The 16124-nt window shown below is 70.4% G+C and carries 16 protein-coding genes; 5 read left to right on the forward strand and 11 right to left on the reverse strand.

Annotation, left to right across the window (positions count from 1 at the left end):
* Positions 1 to 4: 4 nt before the first annotated feature.
* The 7 genes from ABD292_RS31350 to ABD292_RS31380 form a co-directional block, all read right to left on the reverse strand.
* Complete coding sequence (locus tag ABD292_RS31350) at positions 5 to 1228, reverse strand: enolase C-terminal domain-like protein (protein WP_344213635.1); 1224 nt, start codon at positions 1226 to 1228, stop codon at positions 5 to 7.
* The gene (locus ABD292_RS31355) at positions 1225 to 4131 is read right to left on the reverse strand and encodes a glycoside hydrolase family 38 N-terminal domain-containing protein (protein WP_344213637.1); all 2907 of its coding nucleotides are present in this window, start codon (positions 4129 to 4131) and stop codon (positions 1225 to 1227) included. The genes ABD292_RS31350 and ABD292_RS31355 overlap by 4 nt, the downstream gene beginning before the upstream one ends.
* Entirely contained in the window at positions 4128 to 4940 is an 813-nt protein-coding gene (locus ABD292_RS31360) for a carbohydrate ABC transporter permease (RefSeq protein ID WP_091081271.1), read from the reverse strand. Before ABD292_RS31360 ends, ABD292_RS31355 begins: the two co-directional genes overlap by 4 nt.
* A complete protein-coding gene (locus ABD292_RS31365) occupies positions 4937 to 5779 on the reverse strand; it encodes a carbohydrate ABC transporter permease (RefSeq protein ID WP_344213639.1) in 843 nt (280 codons plus the stop codon). Before ABD292_RS31365 ends, ABD292_RS31360 begins: the two co-directional genes overlap by 4 nt.
* Positions 5776 to 7026 carry an ABC transporter substrate-binding protein gene (locus ABD292_RS31370; protein ID WP_344213641.1) on the reverse strand — a complete coding sequence of 417 codons (1251 nt, stop codon included), beginning with the start codon at positions 7024 to 7026 and terminating at the stop codon, positions 5776 to 5778. Before ABD292_RS31370 ends, ABD292_RS31365 begins: the two co-directional genes overlap by 4 nt.
* Positions 7027 to 7051: 25 nt before the next feature.
* Entirely contained in the window at positions 7052 to 7768 is a 717-nt protein-coding gene (locus ABD292_RS31375; protein ID WP_344213643.1) for a FadR/GntR family transcriptional regulator, read from the reverse strand.
* Between the two features lie 83 nt (positions 7769 to 7851).
* On the reverse strand, positions 7852 to 8391 hold the full coding sequence (locus ABD292_RS31380; protein ID WP_344213645.1) for a DUF305 domain-containing protein: 540 nt from the start codon (positions 8389 to 8391) through the stop codon (positions 7852 to 7854).
* Between the two features lie 111 nt (positions 8392 to 8502).
* Between ABD292_RS31380 and ABD292_RS31385 the strand changes: the two genes are divergently transcribed.
* Positions 8503 to 9393 carry an LLM class flavin-dependent oxidoreductase gene (locus tag ABD292_RS31385; protein ID WP_344213647.1) on the forward strand — a complete coding sequence of 297 codons (891 nt, stop codon included), beginning with the start codon at positions 8503 to 8505 and terminating at the stop codon, positions 9391 to 9393.
* Here ABD292_RS31385 and ABD292_RS31390 read toward each other — a convergent pair.
* From ABD292_RS31390 to ABD292_RS31400, 3 genes are all read right to left on the reverse strand, one after another.
* Positions 9390 to 9749, reverse strand: coding sequence for a hypothetical protein (locus ABD292_RS31390; RefSeq protein WP_344213649.1), 360 nt, complete (start codon positions 9747 to 9749; stop codon positions 9390 to 9392). The genes ABD292_RS31385 and ABD292_RS31390 overlap by 4 nt on opposite strands.
* Positions 9750 to 9853: 104 nt before the next feature.
* A complete protein-coding gene (locus ABD292_RS31395) occupies positions 9854 to 10291 on the reverse strand; it encodes a VOC family protein (protein WP_344213651.1) in 438 nt (145 codons plus the stop codon).
* On the reverse strand, positions 10281 to 10811 hold the full coding sequence (locus ABD292_RS31400) for a DinB family protein (protein ID WP_344213653.1): 531 nt from the start codon (positions 10809 to 10811) through the stop codon (positions 10281 to 10283). Before ABD292_RS31400 ends, ABD292_RS31395 begins: the two co-directional genes overlap by 11 nt.
* A 63-nt stretch (positions 10812 to 10874) precedes the next feature.
* Between ABD292_RS31400 and ABD292_RS31405 the strand changes: the two genes are divergently transcribed.
* Positions 10875 to 11855, forward strand: coding sequence for a helix-turn-helix transcriptional regulator (locus tag ABD292_RS31405; RefSeq protein ID WP_344213655.1), 981 nt, complete (start codon positions 10875 to 10877; stop codon positions 11853 to 11855).
* A gap of 27 nt (positions 11856 to 11882) precedes the next feature.
* Here ABD292_RS31405 and ABD292_RS31410 read toward each other — a convergent pair whose 3' ends face one another.
* On the reverse strand, positions 11883 to 12269 hold the full coding sequence (locus ABD292_RS31410; protein WP_344213657.1) for a PepSY domain-containing protein: 387 nt from the start codon (positions 12267 to 12269) through the stop codon (positions 11883 to 11885).
* On the opposite strand from ABD292_RS31410, the gene ABD292_RS31415 reads away from it, so the two are divergent.
* The 3 genes from ABD292_RS31415 (at position 12256) to ABD292_RS31425 (ending at position 16088) form a co-directional block, all read left to right on the forward strand.
* Positions 12256 to 13176: a hypothetical protein gene (locus tag ABD292_RS31415; protein WP_344213659.1), complete on the forward strand. Its 921-nt coding sequence runs from the start codon at positions 12256 to 12258 to the stop codon at positions 13174 to 13176. The two genes, ABD292_RS31410 and ABD292_RS31415, sit on opposite strands and share 14 nt — an antisense overlap.
* Before the next feature lie 2 nt (positions 13177 to 13178).
* Entirely contained in the window at positions 13179 to 14732 is a 1554-nt protein-coding gene (locus tag ABD292_RS31420) for a tetratricopeptide repeat protein (protein ID WP_344213661.1), read from the forward strand.
* A 138-nt stretch (positions 14733 to 14870) separates the two neighbouring features.
* Positions 14871 to 16088 carry a WD40 repeat domain-containing protein gene (locus ABD292_RS31425; RefSeq protein ID WP_344213663.1) on the forward strand — a complete coding sequence of 406 codons (1218 nt, stop codon included), beginning with the start codon at positions 14871 to 14873 and terminating at the stop codon, positions 16086 to 16088.
* Positions 16089 to 16124 lie beyond the last annotated feature (36 nt).

Below are 16124 nucleotides of genomic sequence, written 5' to 3' on the forward strand. Positions count from 1 at the left end.
CCCATTATGGAGTGGCTACCTCGGGGTCCGCGAAACGCTCGTTCGGGACGGTGGCGTACCAGCCGGGCCGGCCCGGATCGCGGTCGTACGGATAGCCGCCGAGCTCCCGGTACAGCTCGGCGTAGCGCTCCACCCGCTCGCGGTCCAGCTCGACCCCGAGCCCCGGCCCGGTCGGCACCGCGATGGCCCCGCCCGCGTAGGCGAGCTTGCCGCCCTCGATGACGTCGTCGCGGAGCTGGTGGTAGTGGGCGTCGGCGGAGTAGGTGAGGTTGGGCAGCACCGCGCCGAGGTGCAGCATGGTCGCGAGCTGGATGCCCAGCTCCCCAGACGAGTGCACGGCCACGCCGAGCTGGAACGTCTCGCACACCCCCGCCGCCTTCACGCACGGCCGGATCCCGCCCCAGAACGTGGTGTCCAGCAGCACGACGTCGGCGGCCCTGCGCAGCACGTTGGAGGCGAGCTGCTCGAAGTTGACGACGACGGTGTTGGTCGCGAGCGGCACCCGCACCTGCTCGCGCACCGCGCGCAGCCCCTCCAGGCCCCAGACCGGGTCCTCCAGGTAGTCGTTGTTCAGCCCCTCGATGGCCTTGCCGAAGCGCAGCCCCTCGGCGACCGACAGGACGGCGTTGGGGTCGTACCTGAGCCGGTCGCCGGGGAACGCCGCGGCGAGCGCCCGGTAGCACTCCAGCTCGTAGTCCGGCGGGAAGACGCCGCCCTTCAGCTTGTGGACGGTGAAGCCGTGCGCCTCCTTCAGCCGCCGGGTGTGCTCCACGAGCTGGTCGGGGGTGCGGACCTCGGCGTACCCGTCGTCGGCGTAACGGAAGAACAGGTAGGAGGCGAACGGCACCTCCTCGCGCACCCGCCCGCCGAGCAGGTCGCACACCGCCACCCCGAGGTGCCGCCCGATGAGGTCGAGGCAGGCGAACTCGATCGCGGCGAGGAGCTGGGTGCGGTTGTTGTAGAGCGAGGCCGTCGGGTTGGCGATCTTGAACCGCAGGGCTTCGAGCTGGAACGGGTCGTGGCCCTTCAGGTACGGCAGCAGCGCGCGGAAGGCCGACTCCGCGCTCTCGCCGCCGCCGCCCATCTCGCCCAGGCCGACGAGCCCGTTGTCGGCCTCGACCTCGACGATCGTACGGACGAAGCGCCCCCAGTGCGCGCCGTTGCTGTGCCGCAGCGGCGCCTCCAGCGGCACGGCCACCGTGGTGGCCCGGACGTCGACGATCTTCACAGGCGCGTTCCCTCCGCGACCGCCACCCCGCAGGCGGGCAGCCGTACCGTTGTGGTCTCGTTCCCCAGGGCGACCGTCGCCTCGACCGGCTCGGCGGCCAGCGACTGGAGCCTGACCCCGTTCTGCCCGATCGAGGTGATGAGCACGTCGGGATGGTCCACCGAGGCGTACGTCGTGGTGACCGGCGCGGCGTCGGTGACCAGCGCGCCGACGAACGGCTCGGTGAGCCCGGCCGCCGCCGCCGCGCCCAGCCGGCGGGCGGGGGCGCCCGCCTCGGAGGCGACGGCGTACCTGAACGTGGTCTCGCCCTGCTGCTGCGCGGGGAAGTTGGTGTCCCAGATGTTGTTGAGCGCCCAGGAGTAGACCGTGCCGTCCTCCTGGTCGAGCGTGGGCGGGAACGGCGCGTACGGCATGTGGATGGTGCCGAGCTGCACCAGCGGAGCCTCCAGCGTGGCCCAGGCCACGGTCAGCTCGGGGTCCTCGAAGGCGATCCAATGCCTGATGGGCAGCATGTACGCCGCCGAACCCGGCACCCGCGGCACGTCGGGCCCGCCGACGCCCCCGGTCAGCTCCCACGCCGAGGGCGGCCCCGCGGCGAACGGGAAGGCCAGGAACACCGCCTCCTTGGCCGGGGTGCCCTGCTTGGCGAGCTGGTAGGTCAGGTCGAGCCGGGGCACGCCGTAGTGCAGCTCGATCGTGGTGCGGATCCAGTCGACGCCCTTGCCGCGCAGCTCGACCACCAGCCGCTCGCCGACCGCCGTGCGCCGGCACTCGGTGACCGTGGCGTGCCGGCCGATGGCCCGGTCGCCGAGCAGCGTGCGGTCGTGCGCGCCGACGTGGCCGGACAGGTGGTTGAAGTGGGGGGCGGTGGCGTACTGGTCGTAGACGTACTGGCCGAAGCCGGCCGCGGCGTCGCCGTTGACCAGCTCGCGCCCGGCCCGCTTGTCGAAGACCGAGCTGAGGTGGCCCTCGCGCACGTCGTAGGCCACCCGGTAGAACTCGTTCTCGATGACCGCGTCGACCGGCGGCTCGGCGGGCTCGGGAGGCTGCGCCTCGGCCCGCACCACGTCGAGCCGGACGTGCCCGAAGCCCGGCACGTCACGGACCACCGCGTGCACGTGCCGCCCGATTGGCCGGGTCGGCCAGTCGTCGGGGTCCACGAACTCCTCGTGGTGCGGCACCGTCTCCCCGGTCCGCGCGTCCACCAGCGCGATCGGCACGTCCACCGGCACCACGTCGCGCGGCAGGAACGCGCGCACGACGTCGGTCCGCGCGCGGGTGGCCGGGTTGAACACCGCGAACGCGGGCCGGCCCTCCCCCTCGGCCAGCGCGGCGGCGAAGCGGCGCACGGCCGCGTGCAGCAGGTCCGCCGCGTCGTCCTGGGCCTGGTAGGCGCCGGAGGACTTGCGCGTCCACTGCAGGCCGCCGGAGTCGCCGGCCTCCTCGGCGTCCTCCCACGGGTTGGCCGCGCCCCAGGTGTGCTCGTTGAACAGGGCGACCCCGTCGTAGGCGGCGTCCACCTGCGCGGTGACGTCCACGCCGGCCAGCGTGTGCAGCGTCTCGGCCACCCGCAGCGCCGACTGCGCCCGGCGTACGTAGCCGAGCGGCCGGGCGCCCGAGCCGAGCCCGTCGGCCCACCAGTCGGTCCAGTCGCCCTCGTGCACCGCCAGCCGGTCCAGGTGGTGCTCCTCGACGTGCGCGAAGAAGTCGCTGTTGACCGCCGAGCGCAGCCGCGGCCAGGCCCACTGCTCGTTCCAGCGGCGGGCGATCGAGGCCGGCACGATCGACGGCCCCGCGTTGTCGGCGTGCGCGCCCTGCACCCGCAGGTGCAGCACGTCCAGCTCGTACGGCTCCCGAGGCGCGTCAGGGCCCTGCCACCCGAATGTCCCCGGCCCGTACGGATAACCGCGCGTGGCCAGCGCCGCCAGGTAGCGCGGCAGCAGGTCGTCGGCCAGCTCGTAGGAGTCGGTCAGCCCGACCGTGTTGCCCTCCATGTACGCCATCCCGTGCGGCGTGTCCGTGAACCAGACGAGGATCTCGTTCCCGCTCGGCGCCCGCCACCGGAACGGCCGGGTGAGCTTGTCGCCGCCGTGCAGGTAGGGCACCGACCGCCCGGCCCAGTTGTGCGCCGCCGCGAGATAGCGCACGCCGGCCGCGCTGAGCGCGTCCACCAGCCCGACGACCGCGCCCGGCACGTCGGTGTGCATGGCGGAGGTGACCGGCAGCCCCGACTCGCGGGCGAAGCGGAGCTGCCGGTGCAGCTCCTCCGTCGAGCACGCCTCGGTGTGGAGCTGGAACGGCAGCGCCGTCACCTCGATCACGCCCTCCCGCGCGAAGCGGCGGAACGACTCCACCGCCTCGGCGGGCCGCGCGGCCAGCCACTTCTGCGCCGGCCACGACGACTCGACCGTCCAGCGGAACTTCGCGTCGTCCGGCCAGGACGCGGTCTCCTCCGCCAGCCGCACCGCCGCGTCGAGGTAGTCGAGGTGGTGGCGGAGCACCGTGCCCTGCGGGTCGGTGTAGCCGATGTCGAGATGTGAGTGGTGCACGACGAACACGCTCCACTTGCGCTGCGGCGTCACCGTCACCCGGGCGGTGCCGACCACGCCGCTCTCGTCGCGGCACTCCAGCGTCAGCGCGCGCGGCGCGTCCACCTCGGGCACCAGCAGCGTCACGTCCGTGCCCGTCGCGCTGTCCACGCCCACCAGCACGTGCGTCAGCGGCACGGTGCTCGACACCCTGACCGCCTGACGCCCGTCGTGGGTGAACAGCGGCACCACCGCCACCCGCACCTCCAGCCCGCGCTCGCTGATCACGGGCGTCGAGGTGTCGTCCCGCAGCGCCTGCCTGATCCCGTCGTAGTCGGGGCTCCCGAGGCTCCGCTGGAGCAACCGGCTGGTCATTGCACACTCCCTAGGGAAAGGCCTCGGGCGAAGAGGCGCTGGGTGGCGAGGAAGAGCACGACCGTCGGCAGCGAGACCACCAGCCCCGCCGCGAGGCCGACCGGCACCGGGGTGCCGGCGTAGACGTCGGTCATGAGCCCCGCGATGGCGGTCATGACCGGCCGTACGTCCGCGGTCTGGCTGAGGGTCAGGCCGAAGACGAGGTCGTTCCAGATGAAGGTGAACTCCAGGATGAACACGGCGGTCAGCGCGCTGGCCGACATCGGCAGGTAGATCCGCCAGAAGATGCGCCAGGTGGACGCGCCGTCCATGCGGGCCGCCTCGAAGATGGAGAAGGCGACGCCCTGGTAGAAGTTGCGCAGCACGAACGCGCCGAGCGGCACGTTGATCGCGGTGTAGACGAGGATGAGGCCGAGGCGGGTGTCGTACAGACCGGCGTCGCTGTAGCTGACGAACAGCGGCACCAGCAGCATCTGGGACGGGAACACGGTGCCGCCGAAGATCAGCAGGAACCACCAGAAGCCGTGCCGCAGCCGCAGCACCACGATCGTGTAGCCGGCCAGCGCCCCGATCAGCACGCCGAGCAGCGGCGAGACCACGGCGTAGAGCGCGGTGCTGGCCAGGCTGCCGCCGAGGTCCGCGCCCTCGACGGCCCGCGCCACGTTGTCGAGCAGCGCGAAGTCGCCGGCGGGCGCCCAGGCCCGCGACGGGTCGTACGACTCGGCCGGCCGCGCGGCGTTGACCAGCAGCAGGTAGGTGGGCCCGAGCCAGACCAGCCCGAGCACGATGAGCACGGCCCTGCGGATCATCGCACCTGCCTCTTCAGGTAGAGGTAGGACGCGAGGCCGGTCACCACCGTGAGCAGCACCGCCACGGCCGAGCCGTAGCCGTACTGGCTGGCCACGAACGTCTCCTTGTACATCGTCACCGCCAGCGTCTCGGAGTTGCGCCCGGGACCGCCCTGCGTGAGCACCCACACGATGTCGAACGTCTTCAGGCTCGCCACCAGCGCGAGGCCCACCACGACCGCCGTCAGCGGGCGCATCAGCGGCCAGATCACGTGCCGGAACAGCCGCCACCCCGACGCGCCGTCCAGCCGGGCCGCCTCGATCGGCTCCTTCGGGATGGACTGCAGGCCGACGACGAACAGCAGCGTGTTCACGCCGAGCTGCTGCCAGGTCCAGACCAGCAGCATGGCGAGGGTGTTCTGCGGCGCCTCCTGGAGGAACGCGGTGTCCACGCCGAGCAGCAGGTTCGCGATCCCGTCATGGGACAGGACCGGGCTCCACACCATGGCGAGGCCCGCGCCGCTCAGCGCGTACGGCAGCATGAACGGCACGCGGTACCAGACGCCGCCCTTGAGGTCGTACGACAGGACCGCCACCAGCAGGCCGAGCCCGACCGGCAGCACCATCGTGCCGGCCACCCAGATCAGCGTGTTGCGGACCGAGGTGAGCAGGGCCGGGTCGCCGAACAGCTTGACGAAGTTGTCCAGGCCGGCCCATGCCGGGGGCTCCAGCCCGTCGTACCGGGTGAGGCTCAGGTAGGCGGTCCACACGAACGGCGCGTAGAGCAGCACCGCGACCAGGACGGCCGCGGGCGCCACGTACCCGTGCCGGAACCTCCCGAGCACCGGTGAACGGGTCACTGATGCGTGCTCCAGTACTCGTCGGCGGCCTTCTGGATGGTCTCCAGGACCTCCTTGTAGGTGCCGGGCTCGGTGACGAACTTGCCGAACCCGTCGAGCGCGGCCGTCAGCACCGGCGGCGGCGTCGCCTCGAAGTAGCGGTTGACCAGGCGGTACTTGCCGCTGCCCGCGTCCTTGGTGACCGCGCCGAGCGCCTCGTCCTGGATGGCGACCTTGGGGTTGGCGCTCACGTCTCCGCGGCTGGTCGCCCACTTCTCCTGCGCCTCGGCGCTGGTCCACCACTTGAGGTACTTCATGCTCGCCTCGGGGTCGGCGGCCTTGGTGAGCGAGCAGAGCGGCCCGCTCTCGAAGATCATCGACGTCTTGGGGAGTGCCGCGTTGACGTTGGGGATGACGAAGAAGCCGTAGTCGGTGCCGGCCTTCATGTCCCGCTGGGTCATGCTGGTGTTGAACCAGGTGCCGAACGACACCATCGCCGCCTTGCCGTTCTTCAGCACGTCACCGGGGTCGGTCTTGTCGCCCGGGTTGATGAAGTAGCCGGCGTCGATCATCGACTTCCAGCGCTCCATCACCTGGACCACGCCGGGGTCGGTGTACTTCGCCTGGCCGGTGGACAGGCGGTCGTACAGGTCGGGGTCGGTGCCGGCCATGAGCTGCTCGAACCAGACGAACGAGAACAGCACGCTCGTGTGGTAGAACGCCTTGACGCCGTTCTGCTTGAGGGTGTCGGCGACCTTGATCAGCTCGTCCCAGGTCTGCGGCGGGGTCAGGCCGTGCTGGTCGAAGACCTTCTTGTTGTAGAACATCCCCCAGTAGGCGACGTTCATCGGCACGCAGTACTGCTTGCCGCCGATCGTGTAGTAGGGCGCGAGGTCCTGCGACAGGTCGCCCGCCTTGATCGCCTCCTGCCAGACGGCCGTGGTGTCGGCCACCTGCTTCTGCTTGACGATCTCCTCCAGCATCCCCCCGGTCTGCCAGGTGAACAGGTCGGGCTTGACGTTCGTGCGGAACGACGCCTTGATGAACGCCTGGTACTGCGCCGAGTCCGTGTATCCCGTCGGCTTCATGCCCAGGCCGATCCGCTGCTTGGACAGGGCGCCCATCTCGTCGAAGAACTTCGTCCACGCGCCCTTGTCGTTGTAGAGCGTCAGCTCGGTCTTCTTCTCCTGCGTGGTGGCGCCGTTGCCGCCGCACGCGGCGAGGACGAGCGCCGCCACGCCCAGCGTGGCAACACGTGACCGGAACATGGGCCGGCCTCCTTGGTTCTTGTTTCTATCGGGGGGATGCGTCTCCCGGAGGAGACTGGAGCCGACGCTCGACGACCGTCTTCACGTCGGCCAGGTGAGCCCGCATGCGGGCCTCGGCCGCCGCCGCGTCACGCGCTTCGATGGCCGCGAGGATCGCCAGGTGCTCGTCGTAGTCGCGCCGCCGGTCGTCGAAGATCTGCAGGATCTCGCGCTGCTCGGGGCCGTGGACGGTGAGCAGCGAGTCGACCACCTCGTGCAGGACGCCGTTGCCCGCCGTACGGGCGGTGGCCCGGTGGAAGGCCATGTTGGCGTCGTGCAGCTCGGCGTCCTCGCCGCGCAGGTGCCGCCCCGCCTCGTCGAGCACCCGCCGGAACGCGGCCAGCTCCTCGTCGCCGGCCCGCTCGGCGGCCAGGGCGGCCAGCGGGGGCTCGATGACGAGGCGGGCCTCCAGCAGCTCCAGCAGCCGGGCGGCGCGGATCTCGCGCATGTTGGGGTTGGGCAGGACCAGGCGCTCGATGTCGGCGCCTACGTAGATGCCGGAGCCGTGGCGCAGCTCGATCGCGCCGGTCGCCTCCAGCCTGCGGAGCGCCTCGCGCAGCGTCGGCGTGGTGACGGCGAAGCGCTGCGACAGCTCCCTCGTGGACGGCAGCCGGTCGCCCGGCCGGTGCCCGCCCGTACGGATGAGCTCCAGCATGCGCTCGGTCAGAGCGTCGGACAGTGTCGGCCGCGTCACCTCGGACATATCAAGTGATCTAATCACTTCTCGCGGGCGGCGTCTATGAGGAGTTGGCTGTTTCCTCGTTTTTCAGCCTTGGACCAGCTTTTTCAGCTTTTGGCCAGCTTTGTCATCAGCTGGGCCATCATCTCCACTTGGCCGCGCCGCGAGCTCTCCACCTGCCCGGCCCACGCCTTGGCCGCCGGGTTGATCCCGCTCGCGACCTCCTCCTGCGCCATCCTGGCCGCGTCGCCCTGGTGCGCGATCAGCAGGTCGAGCAGGTCCCGCTCGAAGTCCTTCGACTTCCTCAGCGCCCGGATCCGTTTCACGTCGGTCTCCGGCATGCCGCCGTGGTGGTCGTGCGCCCCCTCGCCGGCCTGCAACGGCTGCTCCCAGTCGTGCAGCCAGCGCAGCATCATCTCGACCTCGTCCTGCTGGGTCGTCTCGATGGCGGCGGTGAGCGTTCTGACCTCGGGCGACCTGGCGCGCTCGGCGCCCAGCTTCGCGATCTCGATGCCCTGGCGGTGGTGCTGGACCATCATCTGGACGAACATCACGTCGTCGGCGTTCAGCGGGGGCTCGGCGGGCGGGGCGCCGCAGCCGGCGACGGCCAGCACGATCCCGAGGACGACGACCGCAATCCCGCGCACTCTCGTCACCCCTCTTCTTACAGGAAACTTTCCTAAGAGTTGACGATTTCTCCTGCGGGCGCAAGCTCTCCTTTGACATCAACCGAACTTGAGCTTGCATGGTGGATCTCCATGGAGCCCTTCACGATCGGCGTCATCCTGCCCGGCATCCCGGTGCAACGCCGCGACGGTCTCGACCTGCCCGCCGCCGCCCGGCACGCCGAGCAGGCCGGCCTCGACGGCGTCTGGCACGGCGACCACCTCGCCATCGGCGCCCCCACCCTCGACGCGCCCGTCGCCCTCGCCACCGCCGCTGCCGTCACCAGCCGCGTCGCCATCGGCACCAGCGTGCTCGTCCCCGCCCTCCGCCCCCTCGCCTGGGCCGCCAAGCAGATCGCGACCCTCCAGCACGTCTCCGACGGCCGTCTCGTCCTCGGCGTCGGATCGGGCGGGGGGCCGGCGCAGTGGGCCGCGGCCGGGGTGCCGTACGCCGAGCGCGGCGCCCGTACCGACACGGCGCTCACGCTGCTCCCGAGCCTCCTGTCCGGCGAGCGGACGCCGCTGCCTGACGGCTCGGCCGCCGAGCTGTCCCTGTCCGTGCCGGTGCCTCCGGTGTGGGTGGGGAACGCCTCCCCGGCCGCCCTGCGCCGGGCCGCGCGCCTCGGCGACGGCTGGTTCCCGTCCCTGATCTCCCCGCGTGCGGTGGCCGACGGGCGCGCGCGGCTGAACGACCTGGCCGCCGGGCACGGCCGCCCCGCGCCGGTCATCGCCATCGGCTGCAGCGCGGCCCTGGGGGCCGGGGCGCCCTCCCGGGCCGAGCTGGCCGCGGGCATCGCCTCCGCCTACGACCGGCCGTTGGCCGACGTCATGGACATTCCGCTCACCGGCACCCCTGAGCAGGCGGCGGAGAGGCTGGCCGCGTACCGGGAGGCCGGGGCGAACCACGCGGTCGTCGGCGTGGCGGGCGACGACTGGCGGGCCCAGGTGGACCTGCTGGCCCAGGCCCGCGCCCTGCTGCTCTAGGTCCGTAGCCAGCGCAGGGCCGCGTCGAGGCAGTCCTCCGGGCTGGTGTTGAAGGCGATGGCCGCGTCCGGCGCGTGCTCCCGTACCAGGTTGATCATGCGCTCGAAAATGTGCAGTGCCGGCTCGTGCCCTCGGATGCCGCCGCCGATCACCACGCACTCATGACCGCCCCGGCTCAGCGCCTCCACCAGCGCTCCCTCGGGGTCCGCGGCGAGGTCGACCAGACAGTAGTCGGCCTCGACGCCATGCTCGGCGAACCTGGCCCGGCCGCGGGCGATGGCCGCCTGCACCGGCTCGGGATCCCAGTCCTTCAGCGTGGCCGGATCGAGCCCGACCACCAGCACCCGTGCCGCCATCCGCCCGCCCCTTTCACGGCTGTTGGCCACCAGCACATCAGCACATCAGCATGGCACTCCGACTCCAGGCAGCACCAGCACGCGAGACCCCGCTCAACTCGGCTTCAGTCGAGGCAGAACTCGTTCCCCTCCGGGTCGGCCATGATGATGTGCCCGCCGGCCATCGGAGGGGCCGGCTCGTGCCGCTCCAGCCGCGTCGCGCCATGCCCCACCAGCCGCTCGGCCTCCGCCTCCAGCGCCGCCATGCGCGCCTCGCCCTCCAGGCCCGGCGCGGCCCGTACGTCGAGGTGCAGCCGGTTCTTGACCTGCTTGCCCTCCGGCACCCGCTGGAAGAACAGCCGCGGCCCCGCCCCCTCCGGGTCGAGCAGCGCGGAGGCGTCGTTGCGCCGCTCGGGCGGCACACCCATCGCCTCCAGCGCCTCCTCCCAGGACGCGAAGCCGGGCGGCGGGTCCTGCAGCCGGTAGCCGAGCGCCTCCGCCCAGAACGCCGACAGCTTCGCCGGGTCCGCGCAGTCGAACGTGATCTGCACCTCAAGCGCCATGGTCGCTCTTCTCCTTCTGTCCGGTCGTGTGCAGGTAGAGGTCGCGGAGCAGGCACACCTCGGAGAGGTGGTGGATCAGCTCCCTGTTGATGTGCAGCACCAGCGCCGCCATGGGGTGGGCGGCCCACTCGCCCTCCGCCTCCCCGCAGGGACGGGCCAGGCCGGCCTCGGCGGCGGTGGCGGCGTACTCGTAGGAGTGGTAGTCGGTGGCCGCGCGGCCGAAGTGCGCGGCGTTGCGCATCGCGAGCACGCCGACGATCACGTGCCCGAGCCGCCAGGCGATCGTGGTGAACGGCGCCGGCTCGGGCATCGGGAACGCGAAGTCGATCGTCACCGCGCCCGTCCCGCCCTGAATCGGCGCGGACCCCGTGCCCCGGGGCCGCACGTTCCAGGAGCCGGGCGCCGGCTCCCAGAAGTACTCCTCGTCGCTGAGCCCGTCGAGCCGCGGCCGTAGCTGCTGGGTCCAATGCCACGCGAACTGATCCCGCAACAGCGGGTTCCAGATGATTTCCTCGCTCACGGGACCCACTTTCCCTCCTTTCCCGGACAGGTACGGTCCGCGATCCGTGAAACCCTGACGTACGTGACCGTCGAGGGAACCACCGAACGCGTGCTCCGCCTGCTGGCCCTGCTCCAGCGCCGCCCGTCATGGACCGCCACCGAGCTGGCCGCCGAGCTGCGCGTCACCGACCGTTCGATCCGCCGCGACGTCGAGCGCCTGCGCGCCCTCGGCTACCCGGTGCACGCCGCGGCAGGCGTCGGCGGCGGCTACCAGCTCGGCGCGGGCACCCGGCTGCCGCCGCTGCTCCTCGACGACGAGGAGGCGATCGCGACCGCGGTGTCCCTGCGGCTGGCGTCCGGAGGCACGGTCGCCGGCGCGGGCGAGGCGGCCCTGCGCGCCCTCGCCAAGCTCGACCAGGTGATGCCGCCCCGGCTGCGCGCCGAGGTCGGGGCCGTGCACGGGGCCATGGACACCCTGGTCGGCCCCGGCATCGAGATCGACCATGAACTGCTGGTGACCCTCGCCCGCGCCTGCCGCGACGCGGTCCGCGTCCGCTTCGGCTACGCCGCCCGCGACGGCGAGCCGCGCGAACGCACGGTCGAGCCGGTCCGCCTGGTCGCCACCGCCCGCCGCTGGTATCTCATGGCCTGGGACGTCGACCGCGACGACTGGCGCACCTTCCGCCTCGACCGCATGCGCGACGTGACCGCCACGACCTGGCGCTTCCGCCCCAGGAACCACCCCGACCCGGCCGCCTACGTCCAGCGCTCCGTGACCGAGTCCCCCTACCGCCACCACGCCCGCGTACGCCTGCGCGCCCACCCCGACCAGGTCCGCGACCGGATCCCCCCGCAGGTGGGCCGCGTCGAGGCCGACGACGAGGACGGCTGGTGCCTGCTCACAGCCGGGGGCGACGACCTGAACTGGCTCGCCGTACACATCGCCGCCCTCGGCTTCGAGACCCAGATCCTCGACCCCCCTGGACTTCGTGAGGCCGCCGCCCGCCTCGCCCGCAACCTGACCGCCGCCGCCGGACCGGATGCCGACACGGGGCCGGCATGACCCGCCCGGTCCCGGCGCCGCGCTCCACTAACCGATCCTGGTCACGTTCCCGGTCCTGGCATCGACCTTGACTCCATGCCAGGCGCCTTCCGAAGTGAGGACATCGGCATCCCAGACGAGTGCCTCGTCGCCGTACCGGTCCAGGCTCATGTGGGTGATCCTGCCTTCCGGCACCGCAGAGGACACCTTCGCCGCCGCGTCCCTGAAGCTGAGCCGGGCGTCCTTGCTGATGCCCATCACCCTGGCCTTCTCACCCTCACCGGTGTCCTTGACCCTGGCCCCCGAGACCTTCCCCGACGCATCCACCTCCAACAGCCGCTCGGTGCCGTCGGGCCCGGCGAGCTGCACCTCCCAGACCCGGCCACCGTTGTTCGACTGAACCGAGAGGACCTTGGAGTCCTTGACCGCGTCCATGGCCGCGGCACTCGCCCTCTCGCCCGCCCCCGTACCGCCCGGCGGCTCCGAGGGCGCCGTGAAACCGGCCAGGGCCGAGCCCATGAAAACGGTGCCGATGATGACCTTTGTCCGTCTTGCACCATCCATACCGGCCAGGCTGCCCGCGCCCCGACAAAGGCACGCCCAGAACTCGGACAACAAGATCCCGCCCTGTACACGGCGAATGATCGGTGCGATTCTGACTGGCGTGCTGGCACTGTCGATAGCCACGCTCTTGGAGTCCGCGGCGACGGATGAGCATCGACAAACAGGAAAGATAGAAAACCTGGAAAAATTGCTGCAGCCAGAAGGGCTGGCAGCTCTGGAGAAGGTAGCCACCTTCTACGCCTTTCTTGCCTTTCACCCCGGTGTCGATCAGGCGATCAAGGAATACGTGCTCTCCGGGTCGCTCTCGGCGGACAGCGGACCGGATGTCCTGGTGATGTTCTGCCTCGACGAGACCGCCGACACCCCCACGCCGTTGGACGACTCCTCCTTCGGGTCCTGGCTGACGCTGGAGACGACCGCCCCTCCCGCGTACACGATGGTGCGGCATCTCTTCGGCGCCTCGCCCGTGCCGCCGCTGCCCGGCATCGCGTTCTTCGAGGGCATCGGGCACGACGACGAAGTGGTGTACGTCCACCTCGTCGACGACCACGAACCGGAGGCGGTGCGCGCCAAACTGCGGAAGGTCCTCTCGATCGCCGCCCAGGCCGCGAGCCGGTCACCAGGGTCCGGCAGGCAGGCGGTGCTCGCCGCCGGCCTGCTGAACGAGCGCATCCCCTACACCCGCTCCGGACGTACGAGCCTGCGGGAGTGGCTGATCCACGGCCGTCGGTTCCTGTCCGAACGCGGCTGGGACCTCGTCAGCCTCCTAGGGCTCTGACAGTGCCCGCCGAGCCCGCCGAGCCGCTGCTCACCTGCGAACGGCCCGAGCAGGCCGGGCCCATCCTGGCGATCGCCGAAGCACTGCTCGATCAGCGCTTCCTGGCCGGCCGCCACGCGGCGGACCACGCCGCAAACGGCCGGGACGCTGACCGCGCGAGACAACTGATGGCCACCTACCTGGAGCGCGCCGACCCCGTCGTCGGCTACCTCACGGTCGTCCTGGAACGAGAGGCCGGGCTCAGGTTCTCCGGACGCCGCGGTTTCCCCTACCGCTTCCACCTGGCGACACGACCGCCAGGCGTGCCGCTCGCCGGCGACGTGGCCCTCGACCCGGCACCGCCCGTCGGCGCCGTCCTGTACGCGACCATGAGGCGCTGGCAGCTCATCATCGAGCGCGACGACGACCATGACGAGTTCGTGGGCATCCTGCACCCGGCGCTCCTGGTCGGTCACCGCCACGGCCTGGCGGCCGGCCTGCGTCACATCGTCGGCCTGATCGACACCGGCCAGATCCTCGACGTGTCCGCCGCGGCCTCCGCGGCGTCGACCTTGCTCCGGGCCGCCGCCGTCACCAGGGACGACGCCGAACTGTTCGACGAGATCCTCGGCGACCCCCCGAAGGACGGCATCGGCCTGATCGCCTATGGCGCCGACCTGTTCGACGAGCGGTTCCAGCAACCCGTCCCGCGTTCCTCCTCCCGGGTCACCCCCTTGCTGGAAGGGCTGCTGTCCGACGCCTGGCGGCGCGTCGCCGTGATCCGGGCCGCCTCCGACGCAGGCGAGTGGTGGTGCGCGCTCACCGGTTTGACCGCGTACCTGAGGTTCGTGACGTCCGTCTTCTGGTGGACTCTCGCCTCGCCGTCACAGGCGGTGGAGGCGGCCCTGGACCAGTTGGATGAGCTGGCCGCCGACGTGTTCGCGATCACGGTGGCGATGGAGCTGGACTCGATGGAAGGCGTGATCGACTACGAGACCGGCGTCATCGAGGCCATCGCGCATCGGACCGGCGACCTGGCCGCCGCCGAGAGACGCTTCCGCCGCGAACGCTTGCTCGTCCCTCCGGAACTGCTCGACGCGCCTCTGGACGCGGCGTGGAGGGTCCCGGACCCGCGGCCGGCGAACCTCTTCGCGTATCTGGCGGGCGAGTCCGACCCGGCTCACCTCCGTTCTCCGTTCGGCCGGACGAGCGGCGAGGGCCGCCTGGAGAGCATGCGCAGACCGAACCTGGAGCAACGTACGGCGGAGGTCCGCCGCACGTTGGAGGCGGCGGACGCCATGCGCCAAGACAACGCCCCCGAGGCCGTGGCACTGCTCAGGGACTTGCTGAGCGCTTATCCGTGGTGCGCGCCTGCCTACTGCATCCTCGCCCAGGCGGTTTGGCGGACAAGTGACCAGGACGAGGCGGTGAACCTCCTGGTGAAAGCGCTGACGCTGCGCCCTGGCAGCCACCGCGCCTGGGCGGAACTGGGGGATTTCCTGGGCGAGACGGGATACGAGTGGGCGGCAGGAGTGGCTCAGCGCGTCGCGCACCATCTGGACAGGAGCCGAACCTGAAATCCACACCCAGCCACCTGACCAGGCCATTCCCAGGCTGCTCGCCTCACGGACATGCCATGACCTCAGCACATTTCGGCCGCGGATTTCTTGTGACAATTCTGCAGAGTGATCCGCTCGTTACTTGACTCGATTACCGTGTCGATCGACATCGGATCGAGATGCCTGGGAACCATGAGGACATCCATCAATACGAATGCGTCCGAGGCTGGTGGAGTCGCGAGACGCCCGCGCGCCAAGTGGCCCGGCATCATTCTCCTCATATGCATAGCCGGAGCCGGCTTGCTTTACGTGAATCAGAACGCGTCGCCACGATCGACATGGGAATGGACACCGGAGCCTTTCGATCCGCCCGTACAATACGCCTTCATTCCCGAGAATTCGAACTGTCCCAGCTGGCCTCCCGATTCAGCTGAAGAACAGGAACCTCCGCTGGTCACTTGCACCGAGTGGCGGTTACACGTCAATCTCAAGCTCGGTAGAGGAAGGCAGGACATCGGCATCCCGTACGGGACGGGATGCGGCGGGTACCGAAAAGGGGTCAGTGTCGGCGATGACGATTGCACCAGCAACATCGACCTTTACGACGCGGCCAGTCAGGTACAGCTGAACAATACCGAGGGACGCGGGGTCACGCTCCGGATCACTCGTGACGGCCATCGCATCGCTTACTTCAGCAAGAAATACATGCAGTTCGTGGGTTGGGATCTGCCGACGGCGCAGCGAAAGGCGATCTCCCCGCGCCTCGACGCCCGAGCACTGGGTGACGTACGCGGCCTGGACATCTCACCGGACGGAAAATTCTTTGCGGTATCCTTTTCCGGGGACCGACCTCGCTTGCTCATCACCGAGTTCGCCACCGGACAGACCACCACCCTTCAAGGATTCTGTGCGATCATCGGCATGAGCCGTGATGCGGCACGGATAGCGGCACAACGAACGTGTTCCGGCATCAGCGAGCCGAGCACGGTGACCATCCTGAAGCGCGATGGCGCCGTCATCAGCGAACGGCGAGAAGGCTACTCCGCCGAAAGCCTCTCCCCGGACGGCCAGTTCCTCGTGGACATACAGGCCGACCCCGACGATGGCGATGAGTATCTGGTCACTCGCGACGTCATGACCGGAAAAATCATCAAGAAACTGAAGCTTCATCTCCTCTCAGAACCGAGCGACGCGGTCGGCCATGTCTGGCTGACCGATGACGAATACATCGTCGAAGCCGGAGCGCTTGAGGGCGGCGGATCATTCGGCTATTATCGGGTCAACGTCCATTCTGGAGTGTCGCACAGAATTCGCGACCTCGGACTGCACCCTGGCAACACCGTTTCTCTGGGAAGCGCGCTGATTCGCGATTGAGACCGTTGCCGCCCTGCCCGGCTTCCCGAGGAGGGA

It is taken from the genome of Nonomuraea bangladeshensis, from assembly GCF_039529455.1.
Taxonomy (GTDB): domain Bacteria; phylum Actinomycetota; class Actinomycetes; order Streptosporangiales; family Streptosporangiaceae; genus Nonomuraea; species Nonomuraea bangladeshensis.

Excerpts from the sequence above, each read along its gene's own strand:
- ABD292_RS31355 (WP_344213637.1), bottom strand. The coding sequence starts at position 4,131 with ATGACCAGCCGGTTGCTCCAGCGGAGCCTCGGGAGCCCCGACTACGAC.
- ABD292_RS31360 (WP_091081271.1), bottom strand. The coding sequence starts at position 4,940 with ATGATCCGCAGGGCCGTGCTCATCGTGCTCGGGCTGGTCTGGCTCGGG.
- ABD292_RS31370 (WP_344213641.1), bottom strand. The coding sequence starts at position 7,026 with ATGTTCCGGTCACGTGTTGCCACGCTGGGCGTGGCGGCGCTCGTCCTC.
- ABD292_RS31375 (WP_344213643.1), bottom strand. The coding sequence starts at position 7,768 with ATGTCCGAGGTGACGCGGCCGACACTGTCCGACGCTCTGACCGAGCGC.
- ABD292_RS31385 (WP_344213647.1), top strand. The coding sequence starts at position 8,503 with ATGGAGCCCTTCACGATCGGCGTCATCCTGCCCGGCATCCCGGTGCAA.
- ABD292_RS31390 (WP_344213649.1), bottom strand. The coding sequence starts at position 9,749 with ATGGCGGCACGGGTGCTGGTGGTCGGGCTCGATCCGGCCACGCTGAAG.
- ABD292_RS31395 (WP_344213651.1), bottom strand. The coding sequence starts at position 10,291 with ATGGCGCTTGAGGTGCAGATCACGTTCGACTGCGCGGACCCGGCGAAG.
- ABD292_RS31410 (WP_344213657.1), bottom strand. The coding sequence starts at position 12,269 with ATGGACGCGGTCAAGGACTCCAAGGTCCTCTCGGTTCAGTCGAACAAC.